This window comes from Frigoribacterium sp. Leaf263 (genome assembly GCF_001422285.1).
In the GTDB taxonomy this organism is placed as follows: Bacteria; Actinomycetota; Actinomycetes; order Actinomycetales; family Microbacteriaceae; genus Frigoribacterium.
The window spans coordinates 622,590-637,890 of sequence record NZ_LMMO01000001.1; the positions used below are offsets into that span (position 1 = coordinate 622,590).

Below are 15,301 nucleotides of genomic sequence, written 5' to 3' on the forward strand. Positions count from 1 at the left end.
CCGTAGCCGTTCAACGCAACGGTGTAGAGAAGTGTTCTCGAAGTCATAGGTCGGGGTCGCATCTCAGTCTCGCGTCAAGAGTCCTTGACGGCTGATGTCTTGTAGTTGGGTATCACGAAGGCACGGGACACATCGTCGGGTGTCCGGCGGGGCTCCTCGACAGGTGCTGGATCCGAGACAGTGTTCTCGCCCAGGGTTTCAGGTGCCTCAGTGACGACGCTCCTCGCTCCGTAGACGTGAGCGAGCGCGAGGCCCAACAGGAAGAGGATTCCGGGGTTCGACTCGACGCCGTTGAATGAGGCGACCATGATGCCGAACGTGAGAGTCAGGCCCAGCCCGGCCAAGTCGCCCTGACGCAGGGCGCGAAGAGTCGCGACGACGATGATCAACGCGAAGAGGACCACGCCTGCTATGCCGGCGCTGATGAAGAGTTGGTAGTAAGCGTTCTCGATGAGGAACGCCTCGGGGTTGAACTGAAAAGCCGCAGCGGTCGACGTGCCGATGCCCGACCCTACGAAACGGCTGTTCTCGGCAGCTGCCCAGATGATCGTGTCGAGGCTCTGGCGTGCCGCCACGGAGGATAGCGCTTCAGCCGAGAACAGGCGCTCCTGCAGTTGCGGTATCTGGAAGACTGCGACGCCCGCCACGATGAGGCCCATGGAGATGGCGACTTTACCGAACAGCCGGAGCTGAGTCTGACGGAAGATCGCGATCGAGGAGATCGCGACGAGTGCGACTGCCAGGACCGCGATGCCTCCGCGAGAGACGGTCAAGACGGTCGCCAGTCCCGAAACGGCTGCCACGACCAGGGCCCACTTCTTCCCCTGCATGATCCCCCAGCCGAAGGCGAAAGCTGCAGACATGCTGTAGAAGAGCGCCGCGTAGAGGGGGTGCCCGAATGACGCATTGACGCGGTAGACGGACCACGTACGCACGAGGGGGCTGCTCAGCAACTGCCGGATGTAGTCATAGACGGGATTGGACTCGAGAAGGAACTCCGCTATGCCGTAGAGCGCCATCAAACCTGCGGTCCAGAGCCACACGGTCCGCAGGGTCGAGAGCGAGTCGGCGTCCCTGCCGCCGATCGCCACCATGACGACCCCAAGGATGAAGGGGACTATCCAACCCAGACTCGTGAGGGGGTTGATGCTCCACGTGAGCGTGGCGACGTACCACCCCAACGACACGATCAAGAAGGCGACCATCGCATTACGTTGCTTGCGCGTCTTCAGGTCCTCTGCGCGGTTGCGGAGTGTCCGCAGGAGCCAGACCGCCACGACCCACCCGAATGGCGGTATGCCTTGGATGAAAGAGTTCTCCGCGTAGATGAAGCGGGGCAGGACGACGAAGACCACCAGGGCGATAGCCAGGCCGTAGCGCCTCGGTAGGACCATTGCGAGGAGGACCGCCGCCAGGCCGACGACGAGTGCGATGATGCTACCCACGGAGCCACCCGTCGTGACGTCGCGTCGTCGGGGCGCTCGATCGCCTCTGTGCTCTGAAGTGGATGTTCATCTACTTGCTCGTGTCCCCCCGGGGAATGCGAGGACGCACTCCGAAAGCATCAGATCTGCCGTCGCGTGATATCGAGGCTGACGGACCCGACGATCGAAAGGGCTACAGATCATGGAGCCCCGCGCAAGCATAGCAACGGACGACTCTGCGCATTTTGCCCTGCGGCTAGGCTCATATCGGTCTTCGTCGCGACGGCGGGGCCTGAGCGAAAAGGACCCATGAAAGTTCTCATAACCGTCAGGCGCTCCACTGCGACATCGAACCCGTACGTGGACCTCCTGCAAGAGTCGTTCGGCCCGGAGACGAGTGTCGTCCGCTTCACCTACGGTCGCGCCGTCTTCGGTCGGTATGACGTACTTCATGTCCAGTGGCCCGAGTACATCTTCCGAGGTTCCACTCCGCTCAAAGCCATCGTCAAGGCTGTGCCCGGCCTGGCGCTCCTGCTCAGGCTCTGGCTCTTTCGAGTGCCCGTGGTGGCCACTGTGCACAACGAGTCCGCCCATGAGCCGCCCGGGCTTCTCGAGAGGGTCCAGGTCGCTCTGCTCGCGCGTCTCACCGTGCTCGACATCTACCTTAACGAGGCGGAGACCAACGACATGGGCCGGGGCGTCGTCATTCTCCACGGTGACTATCCGTCCTATGGAGAGGCGCGTCGCGGCGGCGACCGAGGTGATTCGCGCCTCCTGTTCTTCGGGCAGGTGAGGCCCTACAAGGGGGTCGAGGACCTCATCCGCGCGACGCGGGATCAGCGCGGTGTCCACCTCCGGATTGCAGGTCTGGCCCTCGATCCCGCATACGCCGACTCTCTCCGCGCTTTGACAGAAGGCCTTGAAGGCGTGGAACTCGATTTCGGGCACCTCAGTGATCAGCGACTCGACGACGATATCCGTGCAAGTGACCTCGTCGTCCTCCCCTACAAGCGCATGTACAACTCCGGAGCGGTGCTACTGGCACTGGGGAATGGAACGCCCGTGCTGGTCCCGAGCAGTTCCTCGACTCGCGCGCTCGCCGACGAGGTGGGGCATGAATGGGTGACCCTCTTCGACGCACCGGTCAAGGCCTCGGACGTCCTGCGCGCTCGTCAGTCCGTGCTCTCGATCGACGATGACGAGCGCCCGGACCTTTCCAGGCGCGATCGACGAGTCATTGGGATCTTGCATGAACGGCTGTACGGCCTCGTCCTCGATCGGCGGGGTTCGTCGCGGCGGCTGTGGAGAGAGCAGGTCCTGCGCCGCGTCGCGGTAGATGACGATTTCGGGCGGCATTCCGAGCGGAACAGGACCGTCTAGCGGTCTCGGCCTGCCTTGCTCCGGCGGTCGCTTCGAGCCGAGTCGACGATCTCGCGGATACCTTGCTCGAGCATCCGCCGCATCTGGTCGTCGCCGAAGTCCTCAACCACTCGGCGGCCCCGACTCACCAGATCCGTCATACGGTCCGCATCCCCGATCGCCGCCTCGAGCACCGTCCGGAGGGAGTCAGGGTCACCCGAATGGAAGACGAGGCCGTTGACACCGTCCTCGACGACCTCCATCGGGCCCCCCTGGTCGGGGACGACGACGACCGCTCCATGGGCGAGCCCCTGAACGACGACCTGGCCGAAGGGCTCTGGGAACCTCGTGCTGAGGACGACGATGTCCACTTCGTCGAGAACGGAGGCCACATCGTCGACATGGCCGAGGAAGCGGATCGGGACCGCCGACTCGCGTGCGGAGTCTTCTATCTCCGTGATGAACGCCGGGTCCGAGAAGAACGTCCCGCCGTAGATGTCCAACCGCACCGGGCGCACCCCGGGCCGTGGCGTCATCGCCTTCACGGCGTCGATCAGGATGTCGGTGCCCTTCCACCTATCCGGTCGGCTCAAGGAGGCGATCACGAGCTCTTCACCTCGGCCGCTGGGTCGCGACCTGGTGGAGGCGGTCCGCTCCGTCACGCCGGAGATGGGGTAGGCGACCCGTATCGGTCTCCGAGCGAGAACTGCCGGGATGCAGGACTTGGTCCACTTGCTGTTCGCCAGGAAGCCGTCGAACTGCCTGAAGAAGAAGTGGATGGCGAGAAAGCGTTTCAGGCCCTTCAAGGTCTCCATGGAGACCCGGGAGTAGTAGACGCGTGTGATTCGTGGTGCGACTCTGGCGAAGGCCATCGTTATCGTCGCGTAGAGGCTGTTCGCGACGATCACGTCGGGGGAGTGCTCGCGGACGGCTGATGAGAATCGACGGCTGAACAGCGGGGCGCGGGCGAAGCTGAAGGCGCCGGCCTCGTCGAGGACGGTCACCTTGTGGCCGGTTGCTCGATACGCATCCACGAGCGGCCCGCCCGTCAAGAGGATGAGGCTGACGTCGAGGTCCCGCGTGTCTTCCAAATAGCGGAGCAAGCCGAGCTGACCGCCCCCGGGGTCGGCTGAGTGATCGACCATCGTCACCCGCAGGGGTGGTCGTGGTGCCGGTGCAGTGGTCATGACGACTCGTTTCGGGCTTGTATGCGGTTCTCGATGGCTGATCGCATGCGCGTCACGGATGAGGTCCAGTCATATCGAGTCACTCCCGCCGCGTCCTTCCGGCCCGAGCCCTCCCGGCTGGAGATCGCCTCGATGATGCCAGCTGCGATGCTCGACTCCGAATGGGGATCGACGAAGAAGGCGACGTCGCCGACCGTCTCCCGGAACACAGGCAGATCGCTCACGACGACCGGCGTTCCGAAGTGAGCAGCCTCGACGGGGGGCATGCCGAAGCCCTCACCGAGAGAGGCGAAGACCAGGCAAGCACTGTTCTCGTAGAGCCAGCGCAGCTCACGGTCTTGGACGAACCCGGCGAACACCACGATGCCTGCCTCGACGGCCCGGGAGACGTCCGACGTGAAGTCGTCGGCTTTTCCGTCCCCGCTGCCGACGATGACGAGTGGGTTGTCCACATCGACCAGATCCCCATCAAGGCACGCTGCGATGACCCGCGCCAGGTTCTTCCGAATGTTGAGTCTTCCGACGGCGAGTACGTAACCGTGTGCCGTCAGGGCTCGCAACGGACCCGTCTCGGGTCGGACCGGGGGCACTTCGGTCAGCTCCGCGCTGAGACCTATGCCTACCGGCACGACCTCGCGAGAGCGCGTCAGCCGTCGGATACGGTCGGCTTCGGTCGAGCTCGAGGTGAACACGACATCGGCCCGCGGCGCCAGACGAGGCATGATTCCGAAATACCCCCGCTCGACGGCCGTGAACCACTCGGGATTCTCGAGGAAGAGAACATCATGGAGAAAGAGTGCGCTCACGCCCCGCCGGTAGCGCGGCGCATAATTGTGCGCCACGACCACGTCAGCGCCCCAGGTGGTGCCCACGCGGGCCAGGCTGCGGGATGCGAGGAGGGCCTGAGGGTACGCCTTCGTCGCGAAGACGCGGACCTCGTCTGACAATTCAGCCCGAGCAGCGGCCTCATGCTTCGAGCGAACGAGGAGCGCTATCTCGTCGTGCGGGAACGTGATCGACCAGGCGGAGATCATGTCCCGCAGGACGTGTCGTTGCGAAGGAGGGCCGGCGACGAACCAGAAGGCGTCGAACAGGACTTTCATGTTGGATTCCCCCGGGTGTCCGATCGACAGTGCATCTGTGGTGCGGCCACCATGTCGGCCCACGTTTAGTTGCTGGTCGTCATAATTATACTTGCCCGGGCCGTGACCCTATGTGACGATGGAATACCTCTGATGACATATCACTTGGCGCGGGCGCGACAAGGCGAAATGCGTTAGCGATAGCCTCAATGGTCAAGCGAAAGCTGAGCAGTCTTTGGAGGACACGTGGTCAAGGTCGCTGGGGTCGAATCGTTCCAATGGAACCCGCGGAGGAAGCGTCTCCCTTACCTGAGGCCCCGACACAACAACTTCGGAGATCTCCTCGGGCCCGTCGTCGTCCGAGAGATGATCACACGGCTGGGTCGGCTCGATTCGGCTGCGAACCCCGCCCGATCGCCCGGACACAAACTGATGACCGTCGGCTCGGTGATGCACTTCGCTCAAGACGGCGACACGGTATGGGGCACGGGGGTCAACGGAAAGGTCCGCCCTGATGAACACCTCTTCGGCAGGTTGGACGTCCGTGCGGTCCGTGGCCCACGGACCCGCGCATGGCTGGAGAACGCCCTCGGAATCGATGTGCCCGCCGTCTACGGCGATCCAGCACTGCTCCTGCCTCGTCTCATTCCTTCCCTCGGGGAGGCTGGTGTCCAGAAGCGACGCTCGCTGAGCGTCATTCCGAACATGAACGAGGCCAGTAAGTACAAGTCGCATCCTGACTTCGTCAGTCCTCGCAGGTCGGTGCGAGAGGTGGTCTCGGCCATCGCGAGCAGCGATCGCGTCGTGGGCTCCTCGCTCCATGCGATCGTTCTGGCAGAGGCCATGGGAGTTCCGTGCGCCCTCGTACGATCTTCGGTCGAATCACCGTTCAAATACGCCGACTACTTCGAGGGCACGGGGCGTTTCGATGCCGAGACGTTCGACTCGTTCGACTCGGCTCTAGCGCACGTCGAGAAAGTCGATGTCGATAGCTATGCACCGCTTCAGGCCTGGGATGCGCAGCCCCTCATGGCTGCGTTCCCCGCCGACCTGTGGACGAAGCAGGCGGGCGGGGAAAGCGATGCGAGGTGATCCCTACTTGAGGCAGGCTGCCGGTGAGAGTTTCACGGACGTCGGGGTGACATTGTTCGAGCACTTGATGACCGTCCCGTTCGACCCGAATCCGTAGACAGCCAGAGACGAAGCCGTCGTCCGCGTGAACGAGATGCTGTTGCGTGTCACGATGTTGTTCTCGCCCCAGGTCGCACCGTCGGAGTATTTCCCGGCCAGGACACGGACTCCCTGCTCCAGCGATGACGCGATCGAGTTCTGGTACAGCACGTAGCGGCTGCCCTTGATCTGAAGGCTCGAGCCCGTGATGTCGTTCGTGCCCTGCGTCGCTCCCACAGTGTTCTTGTAGATGGTCCCGTCGACCGTCTGCTCTTTCGCCTCGATCGCCTCGCCCGTCGTGCCGCTGATCGTGTTGTAGGCGATCACGTTGCGATCGCTCCGGTCGGCAGCGCAAGCGGGTTCGCAGGTGTCGTTGCCGAGTGAACTCCCGATGTAGATGCCCTCTCCGAAGCGGGGGTCCTTCTTCCCGGTGGCGGTGATCGTCGTGTGCGCGATCACGTTGTCGGACGAGTTCTTGCTCAGGTAGATGCCGGCTTGGGCGGTGTCGCTCACCTTGAGGTAGTCCATGACGACGCGAGTGCTGCCCAGCATCTCCACACCAGCGTGCACCTGCTCGATGTTGAGGCGCTCGAGACGGATCCAGCTCGAGTCCCGGAGGAGGAAACCGCTGTTCAAGCTGGCGTAGTCGGCGCCCGAGTCTCCGAGATCGATCTTCGCGTCCGATGCGCCGCAGATGCTGATCGGAGCCGACTGCGTGCCGTGGATACCCGAGAAGGTGAAACCTGTGTAGAGGCCGGCGGCGCGCACCTTGCCTCGATAGGTTCCCGGTGCCAGCTTGATCGTGTCGCCGGGCTTCGCGGCATTGATGGCTGTCTGGAGTTGGTCACCGTTCGTGACCGTCTTCGTCGGGCTGGCGCAGCGAGACGTGCCAAGGGTCTTGTTGACTCCGAGCGAACCCGTCGTGCGGGACACGGCCGTGCTCGCCTGCGACGTGAAGCCCCATCGATCACGGGCCGCCAACCGGTACGCGAATGCTGTCGTCTCGGCCAGCGCGCTGTCCACGTAGGTGGTGGAGGTAGGGAGGTCGATCTGGGTCGACACCCCCGCGGCGTCCGTCCTGTTGAGCCGGTAGGTCAGGGCGTCGGAGCTCTTCGTGGCGGGCTTGACCCAGGTGATCTTCGAGCCGAGGGCCGGAGCCGTGCCGACGCCGGGGACGAGGGTGACAGAGCCGGGTTTCGTGGCTGAGAGGTCCGAGACGACGAAGGCATCGAGGTGAATGGAAGCGGAAGTCGCAGCCGCGTTCTTCTTGCCCGTCCACTGGATCTGGATCTTGTGGGTCCCTGCCGGCAGTCCCTGCTTGAGGAAGAGGGTCTGCTGATAGCTCGTACCGGCCGAGTAACGATCGACGGGCGTCTGCTCGACACCGTCGAGGGTGACCTTGGCGATGCCGGAACCCGGGCTCTTGCGGCCGATCCACGCGATACCCGTCCCGGAGAAGGTGAGAGTCGCCTTCGCATCGGTCATCGCATAACGGCTCTGACCCCCCTGCTCGCCCGAGTTGTTCGAGGTCGTCCACGGGCCCTCGTAGACGATCGCCGTCGAGTTGTCGCCCACGACACCTGGCGGGGCTACGAACGCATTCGCGGCGTCTGAGACGCTGAAGGCGTCGAAGTGCATGGCTGACGACGACGCCGACGCGTTCTGCTTGCCGGACCATTCGACTCTGATGGTGTGCGGCCCAGCGCTCAGCCCCTCGGTCGAGTAGAGAGTCTTCCGATAGGAGATCGTCGGCGCGTACCGATCGACCGTAGCGACCTGCGTTCCATCGATGAAGACGGCAGCGATGCCCGAACTGGCGGAGCTTCGGCCGATCCAGGCGATCGATGTCGCATCGAATGTCAAGCTGACCGAGGACTTCGAACTCGAATAGGCGCTCTGCCCCCCTGAATCACCGCTGCTCGGACTCGTCGACCAGGGCCCGGTGAACGATACGGCCGAGGACTTCTCCTCGTAGATGCCCGGGACCACCGGGGTCTCCTCGCCTCGGACCACGAAAGCGTCCAGGTGAGTCGACGTCCCACGCGACGCCGAGTTCATCGTCTTCGTCCACGTGATGGTGATCGTGTGCACCTGATCGGAGAGATCCGACTTGCGGAACAGCTCCTGCTGATAGTCGTTCGTCGAGGAGTAGCGATCGACGTCCGGCTGCCGGACACCGTCGATCGTGACCTGCGCGATGCCTGCCGCTGAGGACCGGCGCCCCAGCCACGTGATGTCGGTCCCCCTGAAGGTCAAGGACGCGGTGGCTGCGGTCGATGCGCTGACACTGTCTCCGCCGGAATCCAGAGCGTTGGTGGACGTCGACCAGGTGCCCGTGTACGAGACGGCGGGATCATCTTGCTCGATGGTGCCCAGGCCGACCGCTGAACTCGTCTCCTCGACCCGCAGAGAATCGAGATGTGCGCTCGCACCGGTCGCGGCGGCGTTCTTCGAGCCGTCGAATTGCACCGTCATGGTGTGCGTGCCGGCTCCGAGCGTGCTGCTCGAGAAGACGGTCTGTTGGAACTTGGTGGTGGCAGAGTAGCGATCCACGGTCCCTGCGAGCTGGCCGTCGATCGCGACTGTCGAGATCCCTGACGAAGGAGAGGTCCTCGCGATCCAGCTGACGCCGGTGCCCACGAAGGTGAACGAGAACGAGGCGGTCCCGTTGGCATAGGTGCTGCGGCCGCCCGAATCCGCAGCGTTCGTCATCGGCTTCCATGACCCGGCGAAGGTCACCCCGGGCGAAGCCTCCTCGTAGGACCCCTGAGTCAACGTGGTCGACGCGGAGGCGGCGGTGACACCCATCGGGGCCACCAGGGCTGCCAGCAGCCCTGCTGCGAGAAAGACGGCGCCTGATCTGATCCACTTCTTCGACAACATGCCCCTCGATTTCCTCGACCACAAGCCGACAGATTCAGAACGAATCAGGTGATCCCGGCATGTGTGGTTTAAATCTAAACACTAGAAGTCGGCGTGGCGAGGGGCTGGCCCACACTGGGGGTGACCGAATGCGAGCTGCAGACTCCTCGTCAGTCCTGTGAGGGACCGGACGGAAGGCGAGCGAGGTCGCGCAGGGCGCTCGCGTAGTTCCTGAGCACCCCAGCCCAGGAATAGTCGGCTCGTGCCCGCGCGGAAGCGGCAGCCGACCGGTCGTCCTGCTCTCGCGGGCTTGAAAGGAGTTGCGTCACGCTCTCGGCGATCGCATCTGCGTCGGGGGCGACCAGGCGTGCGTCCTCGCCGACTACCTCTCGGTTGTACACGGTGTCCCGAGCCACGAGGGGAGCCCCGAGCATCATGGCCTGCACGAGCGCCGGATTCGTGCCTCCGACACTGTGGCCGTGGAAGTACGCTCCTGCGTGCTGCCAGAGCGAGAAGAGGCGGTTGTCGTCACTGACATGACCCAACCAGCGCACACGGTCGTTGGAGGCAGCGAGCCGCTCGACGCGCTCGTCGATCTCGCCGCCGTAGCCGCTGGAGCCCACGATGACGACGTCGTACCGCTCGCTGATGCGAGCCGCGGCTTCGACGAACTCGTTGATCGTGTTCTCGGGAACGAACCGGGCAACCACCAGGGCGTAGCCACGGTGCGTCAAACCTGGCTCGACGGGCAGATCGGCCAGCTCGTCCCCGCCATAGGGGATGAAGACGCCGTCACGTCCGAAGTCCTTCTTCCAGCGACGGCCGATCTCGTGAGCGTCGAAGACGAGACGGGTGGCCCACCAGGCTGTCGTCTTGGCTCCCCCCTTGAACACCGCCTTGGCGAGACGGCCCCACTTGGCTCGTTCCCACTCGATGCCGTCGACGTTGACCAGCGTGGGGATACCCCGCAGCCTGAGCAGTGGGAGCCAGAACCCGTTGGCGACATTCATGATGAGCGCGACATCGGGTTTGCGGCGGGCGGCGTCGAGAATGGACGACAAGCCATAGGTCAGCGTGCTGAGGCTCTTCGTCTCGAGACCGCGTGTCACGCGCGTGGTGACACGTGCATCGATGTCGGGATCGTCCTCGCGGGTCGACCCCGGACGTCCGTAGACCGTGACGTCCCACCCTTCCTCGACGAGGTAGGGGGCGAGCTTGCGCACGGCGGTCTCGAACCCCCCGTAGTAGCTCGGGTAGCCGCGGGTTCCGATGATGGCGACGGACGGACGAGCGGATTTTCGGGAGGTCATTTAGTAGGCACCACTTCCACGGAAGACGGCGCGTGCCGTGCGTCCGAGCAGGATCAGATCGTTGAGGACGGACCAGTTCTCGACGTAGTAGAGATCGAGGCGGACCGAGTCCTCCCATGACAGGTCGCTCCGGCCGCTGACCTGCCACAGCCCGGTGATGCCGGGGCGGACCAGGAATCGGCGGAAGTTGTGCTTCTCGTAGGCCTTCGTCTCGGCATCGAGAGGAGGGCGGGGCCCGACGAGCGACATCGTGCCGTTCAGCACGTTGAACAGCTGCGGCAGCTCGTCGAGGCTGTAGCGACGGAGGAACGCCCCGACGCGCGTGACCCGCGGATCGTTCTTCATCTTGAAGAGCACCTGGTTGCCGGCATCGCGCTGCTCGGCCTGCAGGTGCGCCAGCTGCGCCTCCGCGTCGACCCGCATGGAGCGGAACTTGAACATGGTGAACGTCTCGCCGCCGAGGCCCACCCGCTGCTGCCGGAAGATGATCGGCCCGCTCGAGGTCGCGGCCACGGCGATGGTGATCGCCAGCAGCACGGGAGAGAGCAGCAGGATGCCCAGCCCCGCTGCGGCCCGGTCGATGACCGTCTTCGTCCAGGCCTTGCGTCCGGCGAAGACCGGCGACTCGACGTGGATCAGGGGGAGGCCGGCGACGGGCCGCGTGTGCATCCGCGGGCCCGCGATGTCGGTCAGGGCCGGGGCCACGATGAGCTGGGTGCCCGACTCCTCGAGCGACCAGCCGAGCTGACGGACGGCGAGAGGTGACAGCTCGTCACTGCTCGTGACGATGACGCAGTCGACGTGATGGCGGGCGAGGACGGCGGTGACGTCGTTCAGTCCGCCGGCGACGGGCACGGACGCCGTGCCGATCGTGCTGCCCGACGTCCCGTGAGGCAGGCAGGCCAGGACCGGGCGGTAGCCGGCCGAGGGCTGGCCCGACAGGTGATTCGCCAGGTGCTCGACGGAGTGCCGTGACCCGACGAGGAGCGCCCGCGCCGAGTACTGGCCGACTCGGCGGTGCGCGACCAGCCATTGGCGCCAGCCCCACCGAGACAGCACGAGTCCGATCGCCGCGACGGGGAACGAGGTCAGCACGAAGCTGCGCCCGAGATCGAGCCGGAGGACGATCGCCACGATGGCGAAGACCCCGAAGAGCATCAGCGACGACTCGAGCACTCGTTTGTACTCGAGTGGCCCTTGCCCGATGATGCGGGAGTCACGGGTGCCGTAGGCAGTCAGCACAAGCAGCCACGCGCCGAGCAGGAGGATGCTCACGACGGTGTGCCGGGTGGCGATCTCGCCCCACGAGAGGCGATCGGCCAACGACCCCATGTTGATGGCGTACCAGGTGAGCTCGCCGACGGCTACCGCGATGAAGACGACGAGGGTGTCGGTCAGCGTCAGTCGTCTGGCGTAGTTCCGGGCCCAGGGTGCCGGCGCATCACCGACGAGGCCATGGCGCAAGGTCGATTCTGAGGCACCAGTCGTCAACAGTCCTGTCCCCCTCGGGCAGTCTTTGGATGAGTACCCATGGTTCGGGTCGCTGGGCTGAGGTCCTGTCGCTCGTCACGGGCTCACGACGGCCGGGTCAGACACCCCAGATAGATCATAGTAATGATCAACCGTCGCTTAGACGCATCGATACTCACGGGTATCAGTTTCGGTCGCCTCGGAGGGGACTGGCTCGGCTGGACATCGAGCTGCCGCTCACCCCTGCAGCGTCGGCAGGTAGTCGCCGAGGGTGTCCTTCGCGAGTGCGTCGCGCAGCCCCGGCATCTGCCCCTCGGCCTGCAGGACGACCGACTGCCCGCCGATCATCCCGGTGCCCGCCGTCGGGATCGTGAAGAACTTGATGTTCTCGTTCTTGACGTCGCGCAGGCTCACTCCGAGCGAGGCGATGGCACCCGAGTCGAGCGTGTCGTCGACGGTCAGGTAGTCCGAGACCGAGCCGACGAAGTTCGTGATCGCGCCCGGGTCCGTCAGGGTGTCGCGCGAGATCAGCTTGTCGGCGACGGCCTGGAGGAACCGCTGCTGGTTCTCGACCCGGGTGTAGTCGCCGTCGGTGAACGAGTACCGCTCGCGCACGAAGTTCAGGGCGTCCTGGCCCTCGAGGTGGTTGGTGCCGACCTGGATCTGCGTGCCGCGGGCGGTGAAGGCCTTGTCGCTCACGACGTCGACGCCACCGATCGCCGTGGTCATGCCGGCGAAGCCCTCGAAGTCGATGATCGCCACGTGATCGATGCGCGCGCCGGTCAGCTGCTCGATCGTCTGGACGGTCAGCGGCGACCCGCCGTAGGCGAACGCCGCGTTGATCTTGTTGTCACCCCGGCCGGGGATCGGCACCCACAGGTCGCGCATGATCGACATGACGTAGACGTTCTTGCGGTCCGCATCGATGTGCATGAGCATCATCGTGTCGGTCCGCTGGTCGCTCGACGAGGCGTCGTCGAGGTCGGTCTCGTCGCCCCGCGAGTCGGAGCCCATCAGCAGGATGTTCATCGCGCCGGTCGCCGACGCCGTGGGGCGCGTCGATTCCTCGGGGAACGCCTCGGGCAGCGTCGTGGTGCGGTCGTCGAACGTGCGCGCGAGGTTCATCGCATAGAGGCCACCGGCGACGCCGACGATCACGAGGATCCCGACCAGCACCGACGCCACGACCATGAGCGTCTTCACCGGGCGCGACAGGCGCTTCTTGCGGCCGCGCCGGGTGGGCTGGTCGTCGTCGCGCTTGTTCTGCTCGTCCGGGCCGAAGTCGAAGATGTCGGTCATGTGAGGGGCTCCCGTGGGCGGCGTTCGGTGGGCCGCCCGGTGTTGGCGTCCGATGAGCCTAACTGCACCAGGTGCACGACCCGGGGCGACTCCGACCCCCGTTCAGGTTGCGAGAGGGGCCCGCGAGCCTCACGAGCCCGGCGCCACGACCCCGTGCGTCGCCGCCCACACCGCCACCGCGGCCGCCGCCGACCACGCCTGCGGCCGGCACGACGCCGGGTACGGCACCGGCGCGGGCACGTCGCGGGCCGAGTCGCCCGAGTGCAGCTCGGGCATCCGGTAGTCGAACGCCGGCGCCGCGGCGAGCAGTCCGTCGGCCAGCTGCTGCGCCTCCGCGGCGAACCCCGCGCGGGCCAGACCCGAGACCGCGATGGCGGTGTCGTGGGTCCAGACGCTGCCCCCGTGATAGCTCAGGGGCCAGAAGCCGTCGCTGTCGCTCGACAGGGTGCGGAGGCCGAAGCCGCTCGCCAGCTCGGGTGAGACGAGCCGGGCGGCGACCCGCGCCTCCTCGGCTTCATCGAGCAGACCGGTGCCGAGCAGATGACCGAGGTTGCTCGTGACCGTGTCGACCGGCCGCTTGGCCGCGTCGAGCGCGATCGCCGGGAAGTCCCCGTCGACGTCGGACACCCAGAAGGAGGTGCGGAACCGCTCGCGCAGAGCAGCCGCCCACCGGCGCCACCCGTCACCCCCGCCCCGGCCGAAGCGGTCGAGCAGATCCGCGCCGTGCACCGCCGCCTCGTACGCGTAGGCCTGCACCTCGCAGAGCGCGATCGGCCCCTCGGCCAACGAGCCGTCGCGCCACTGCACGCTGTCGCCCGAGTCCTTCCAGCCCTGGTTGGCCAGGCCGTGACCGGTCTCGTCGACGTACTCGAGCAGCCCGTCGCCGTCGCTGTCGCCGAAGTCGCGCATCCAGGCCAGCGCCGCCTCGAGATTCGGCAGCAGGGCCTCGACCTCCGCCTCGTCGAGACCCCGGCGCCACGCGTCGTGCAGCAGGCAGACCCACAGCGGCGTCGCGTCGACCGTCCCGTAGTAGAGGGGCGGCAGGCTGACGCCCTCGTCGGGGATGGTGAGGGTCTGCTGCCGCAGCTCGTGCATGATCTTTCCGGGCTGCTCGGCCGTGTCGGGCACCGACTCCGTGCCCTGCAGTCGCGCGAGCACCCGCAGCGTGCCCGCCGCGATGCCGAGGTCGACGGGCAGCGTGAACCGCGCCGCCCACAGCGAGTCGCGCCCGAAGAGCGTGAAGAACCAGGGCGCCCCGGCGGCGTAGAAGACGTCGTCGGGCGAGTCGGGCGTCGTCAACCGCAGCGCCGAGAGATCGGACCGAGCCCGGTCGAGCCAGCGCGCCAGACGATCGTCGCGGGGCGCCGGGTCGAACGGCGCCCACACCGCCTCGCCGGGCACCCCCGCCACCACGGCCGCCGGATCGACGGCTCGCAGGTCGAAGCCGACCTCGACCGCCGACCGCGGCGCGATCTCGAGCGGCCACCGGAGGACGACGTTCTCGTCGCTCCGCCGCACCGCGCCTCCTCGGCCCGTCGACACGAGATCGACCGAGACGCCGCCGGCCACCCAGGAGGCGCCGGTCGCGTCGTCGGCGACCGTCACGCCCTCGGGCCGGTCGCCCTCGCGCCCCGACTTGACCAGCTCGAGCGCCGAGGCGTCGGGCCGCAGCGCGATCTCGAGCACGAGCGAGAGGGGGCGGTCGAGCCGCGAGGTCACGGTGACTTGTTCGGCGGCGCCGCCCGACGACACGGTGCGGACGACGGTCATCCGCACCCCGGGGTCGGCGCCGCGGTCGTCGACGGCGCGCAGCAGCGACTCGAACCGCACGGTCGAGGCGTCGACCGGGACCGTCGCGATGTGCTCGGCGCGCAGCCCGTCGACGGTCGTCGACGACTCGGCGACGAGCCGCACATCGCCGAGGTAGAAGCCGTGCACCCCGGCTGTCATCGAGCCGTCGTCGGCCGACCAGGCCTGCGCCGGCGCTCGCAGCACGACGATCTCGCGCCCGAGCAGGGGCTGGAGGTGCGGGGTGGCGGCGGGCGCGGCGTCGGCCGGGCGCTCGGGGGCGGTGTCGGCCGGGTGCCGGGCGGTCGTGTCGGTCATGCGGTGCTCCGGGGGATCGGGGAGGGGGCGAG

General features: G+C 66.2%; 10 protein-coding genes. 2 read left to right on the forward strand and 8 right to left on the reverse strand.

All coding sequences use genetic code 11. The annotated features are described in order from the left end of the window. Positions 1-74 precede the first annotated feature (74 nt). Positions 75-1,445 (reverse strand): O-antigen ligase family protein, encoded by a 1,371-nt coding sequence (locus ASF17_RS02900; protein ID WP_055795053.1) that lies wholly within the window; start codon positions 1,443-1,445, stop codon positions 75-77. A gap of 288 nt (positions 1,446-1,733) precedes the next feature. Here ASF17_RS02900 and ASF17_RS02905 point away from each other — a divergent pair, with 288 nt between their 5' ends. Beyond that, positions 1,734-2,804: a glycosyltransferase gene (locus ASF17_RS02905; RefSeq protein ID WP_055795055.1), complete on the forward strand. Its 1,071-nt coding sequence runs from the start codon at positions 1,734-1,736 to the stop codon at positions 2,802-2,804. Here ASF17_RS02905 and ASF17_RS02910 read toward each other — a convergent pair. Continuing rightward, the gene (locus tag ASF17_RS02910; protein WP_082474987.1) at positions 2,801-3,970 is read right to left on the reverse strand and encodes a glycosyltransferase family 4 protein; all 1,170 of its coding nucleotides are present in this window, start codon (positions 3,968-3,970) and stop codon (positions 2,801-2,803) included. The genes ASF17_RS02905 and ASF17_RS02910 overlap by 4 nt on opposite strands. Continuing rightward, on the reverse strand, positions 3,967-5,073 hold the full coding sequence (locus tag ASF17_RS02915) for a glycosyltransferase family 4 protein (RefSeq protein WP_055795059.1): 1,107 nt from the start codon (positions 5,071-5,073) through the stop codon (positions 3,967-3,969). Before ASF17_RS02915 ends, ASF17_RS02910 begins: the two co-directional genes overlap by 4 nt. A gap of 225 nt (positions 5,074-5,298) precedes the next feature. Here ASF17_RS02915 and ASF17_RS02920 point away from each other — a divergent pair, with 225 nt between their 5' ends. After that, positions 5,299-6,144 carry a polysaccharide pyruvyl transferase family protein gene (locus tag ASF17_RS02920; protein WP_156357263.1) on the forward strand — a complete coding sequence of 282 codons (846 nt, stop codon included), beginning with the start codon at positions 5,299-5,301 and terminating at the stop codon, positions 6,142-6,144. A 3-nt stretch (positions 6,145-6,147) separates the two neighbouring features. On the opposite strand, the gene ASF17_RS02925 is transcribed toward ASF17_RS02920, so the two are convergent. The 5 genes from ASF17_RS02925 to ASF17_RS02945 all read right to left on the reverse strand — a co-directional run bounded on the left by ASF17_RS02925 (position 6,148) and on the right by ASF17_RS02945 (position 15,269). Beyond that, the gene (locus tag ASF17_RS02925; protein ID WP_082474989.1) at positions 6,148-9,105 is read right to left on the reverse strand and encodes a right-handed parallel beta-helix repeat-containing protein; all 2,958 of its coding nucleotides are present in this window, start codon (positions 9,103-9,105) and stop codon (positions 6,148-6,150) included. A 149-nt stretch (positions 9,106-9,254) separates the two neighbouring features. Further along, on the reverse strand, positions 9,255-10,394 hold the full coding sequence (locus ASF17_RS02930; RefSeq protein ID WP_055795064.1) for a glycosyltransferase: 1,140 nt from the start codon (positions 10,392-10,394) through the stop codon (positions 9,255-9,257). Beyond that, positions 10,395-11,858, reverse strand: a complete 1,464-nt coding sequence (locus ASF17_RS02935; protein ID WP_055795066.1) for a sugar transferase — start codon at positions 11,856-11,858, stop codon at positions 10,395-10,397. 243 nt (positions 11,859-12,101) lie between these two features. Beyond that, positions 12,102-13,163: an LCP family protein gene (locus ASF17_RS02940; protein WP_082474991.1), complete on the reverse strand. Its 1,062-nt coding sequence runs from the start codon at positions 13,161-13,163 to the stop codon at positions 12,102-12,104. A 129-nt stretch (positions 13,164-13,292) separates the two neighbouring features. Further along, positions 13,293-15,269 (reverse strand): MGH1-like glycoside hydrolase domain-containing protein, encoded by a 1,977-nt coding sequence (locus tag ASF17_RS02945; protein WP_156357264.1) that lies wholly within the window; start codon positions 15,267-15,269, stop codon positions 13,293-13,295. Positions 15,270-15,301: the final 32 nt, after the last annotated feature.

What these genes read in the sequence shown, in the direction of transcription:
- ASF17_RS02905 (WP_055795055.1), top strand. Translation starts at nt 1,734, where the DNA reads ATGAAAGTTCTCATAACCGTCAGGCGCTCCACTGCGACATCGAACCCG.
- ASF17_RS02910 (WP_082474987.1), bottom strand. Translation starts at nt 3,970, where the DNA reads ATGACCACTGCACCGGCACCACGACCACCCCTGCGGGTGACGATGGTC.
- ASF17_RS02915 (WP_055795059.1), bottom strand. Translation starts at nt 5,073, where the DNA reads ATGAAAGTCCTGTTCGACGCCTTCTGGTTCGTCGCCGGCCCTCCTTCG.
- ASF17_RS02925 (WP_082474989.1), bottom strand. Translation starts at nt 9,105, where the DNA reads ATGTTGTCGAAGAAGTGGATCAGATCAGGCGCCGTCTTTCTCGCAGCA.
- ASF17_RS02930 (WP_055795064.1), bottom strand. Translation starts at nt 10,394, where the DNA reads ATGACCTCCCGAAAATCCGCTCGTCCGTCCGTCGCCATCATCGGAACC.
- ASF17_RS02940 (WP_082474991.1), bottom strand. Translation starts at nt 13,163, where the DNA reads ATGACCGACATCTTCGACTTCGGCCCGGACGAGCAGAACAAGCGCGAC.
- ASF17_RS02945 (WP_156357264.1), bottom strand. Translation starts at nt 15,269, where the DNA reads ATGACCGACACGACCGCCCGGCACCCGGCCGACACCGCCCCCGAGCGC.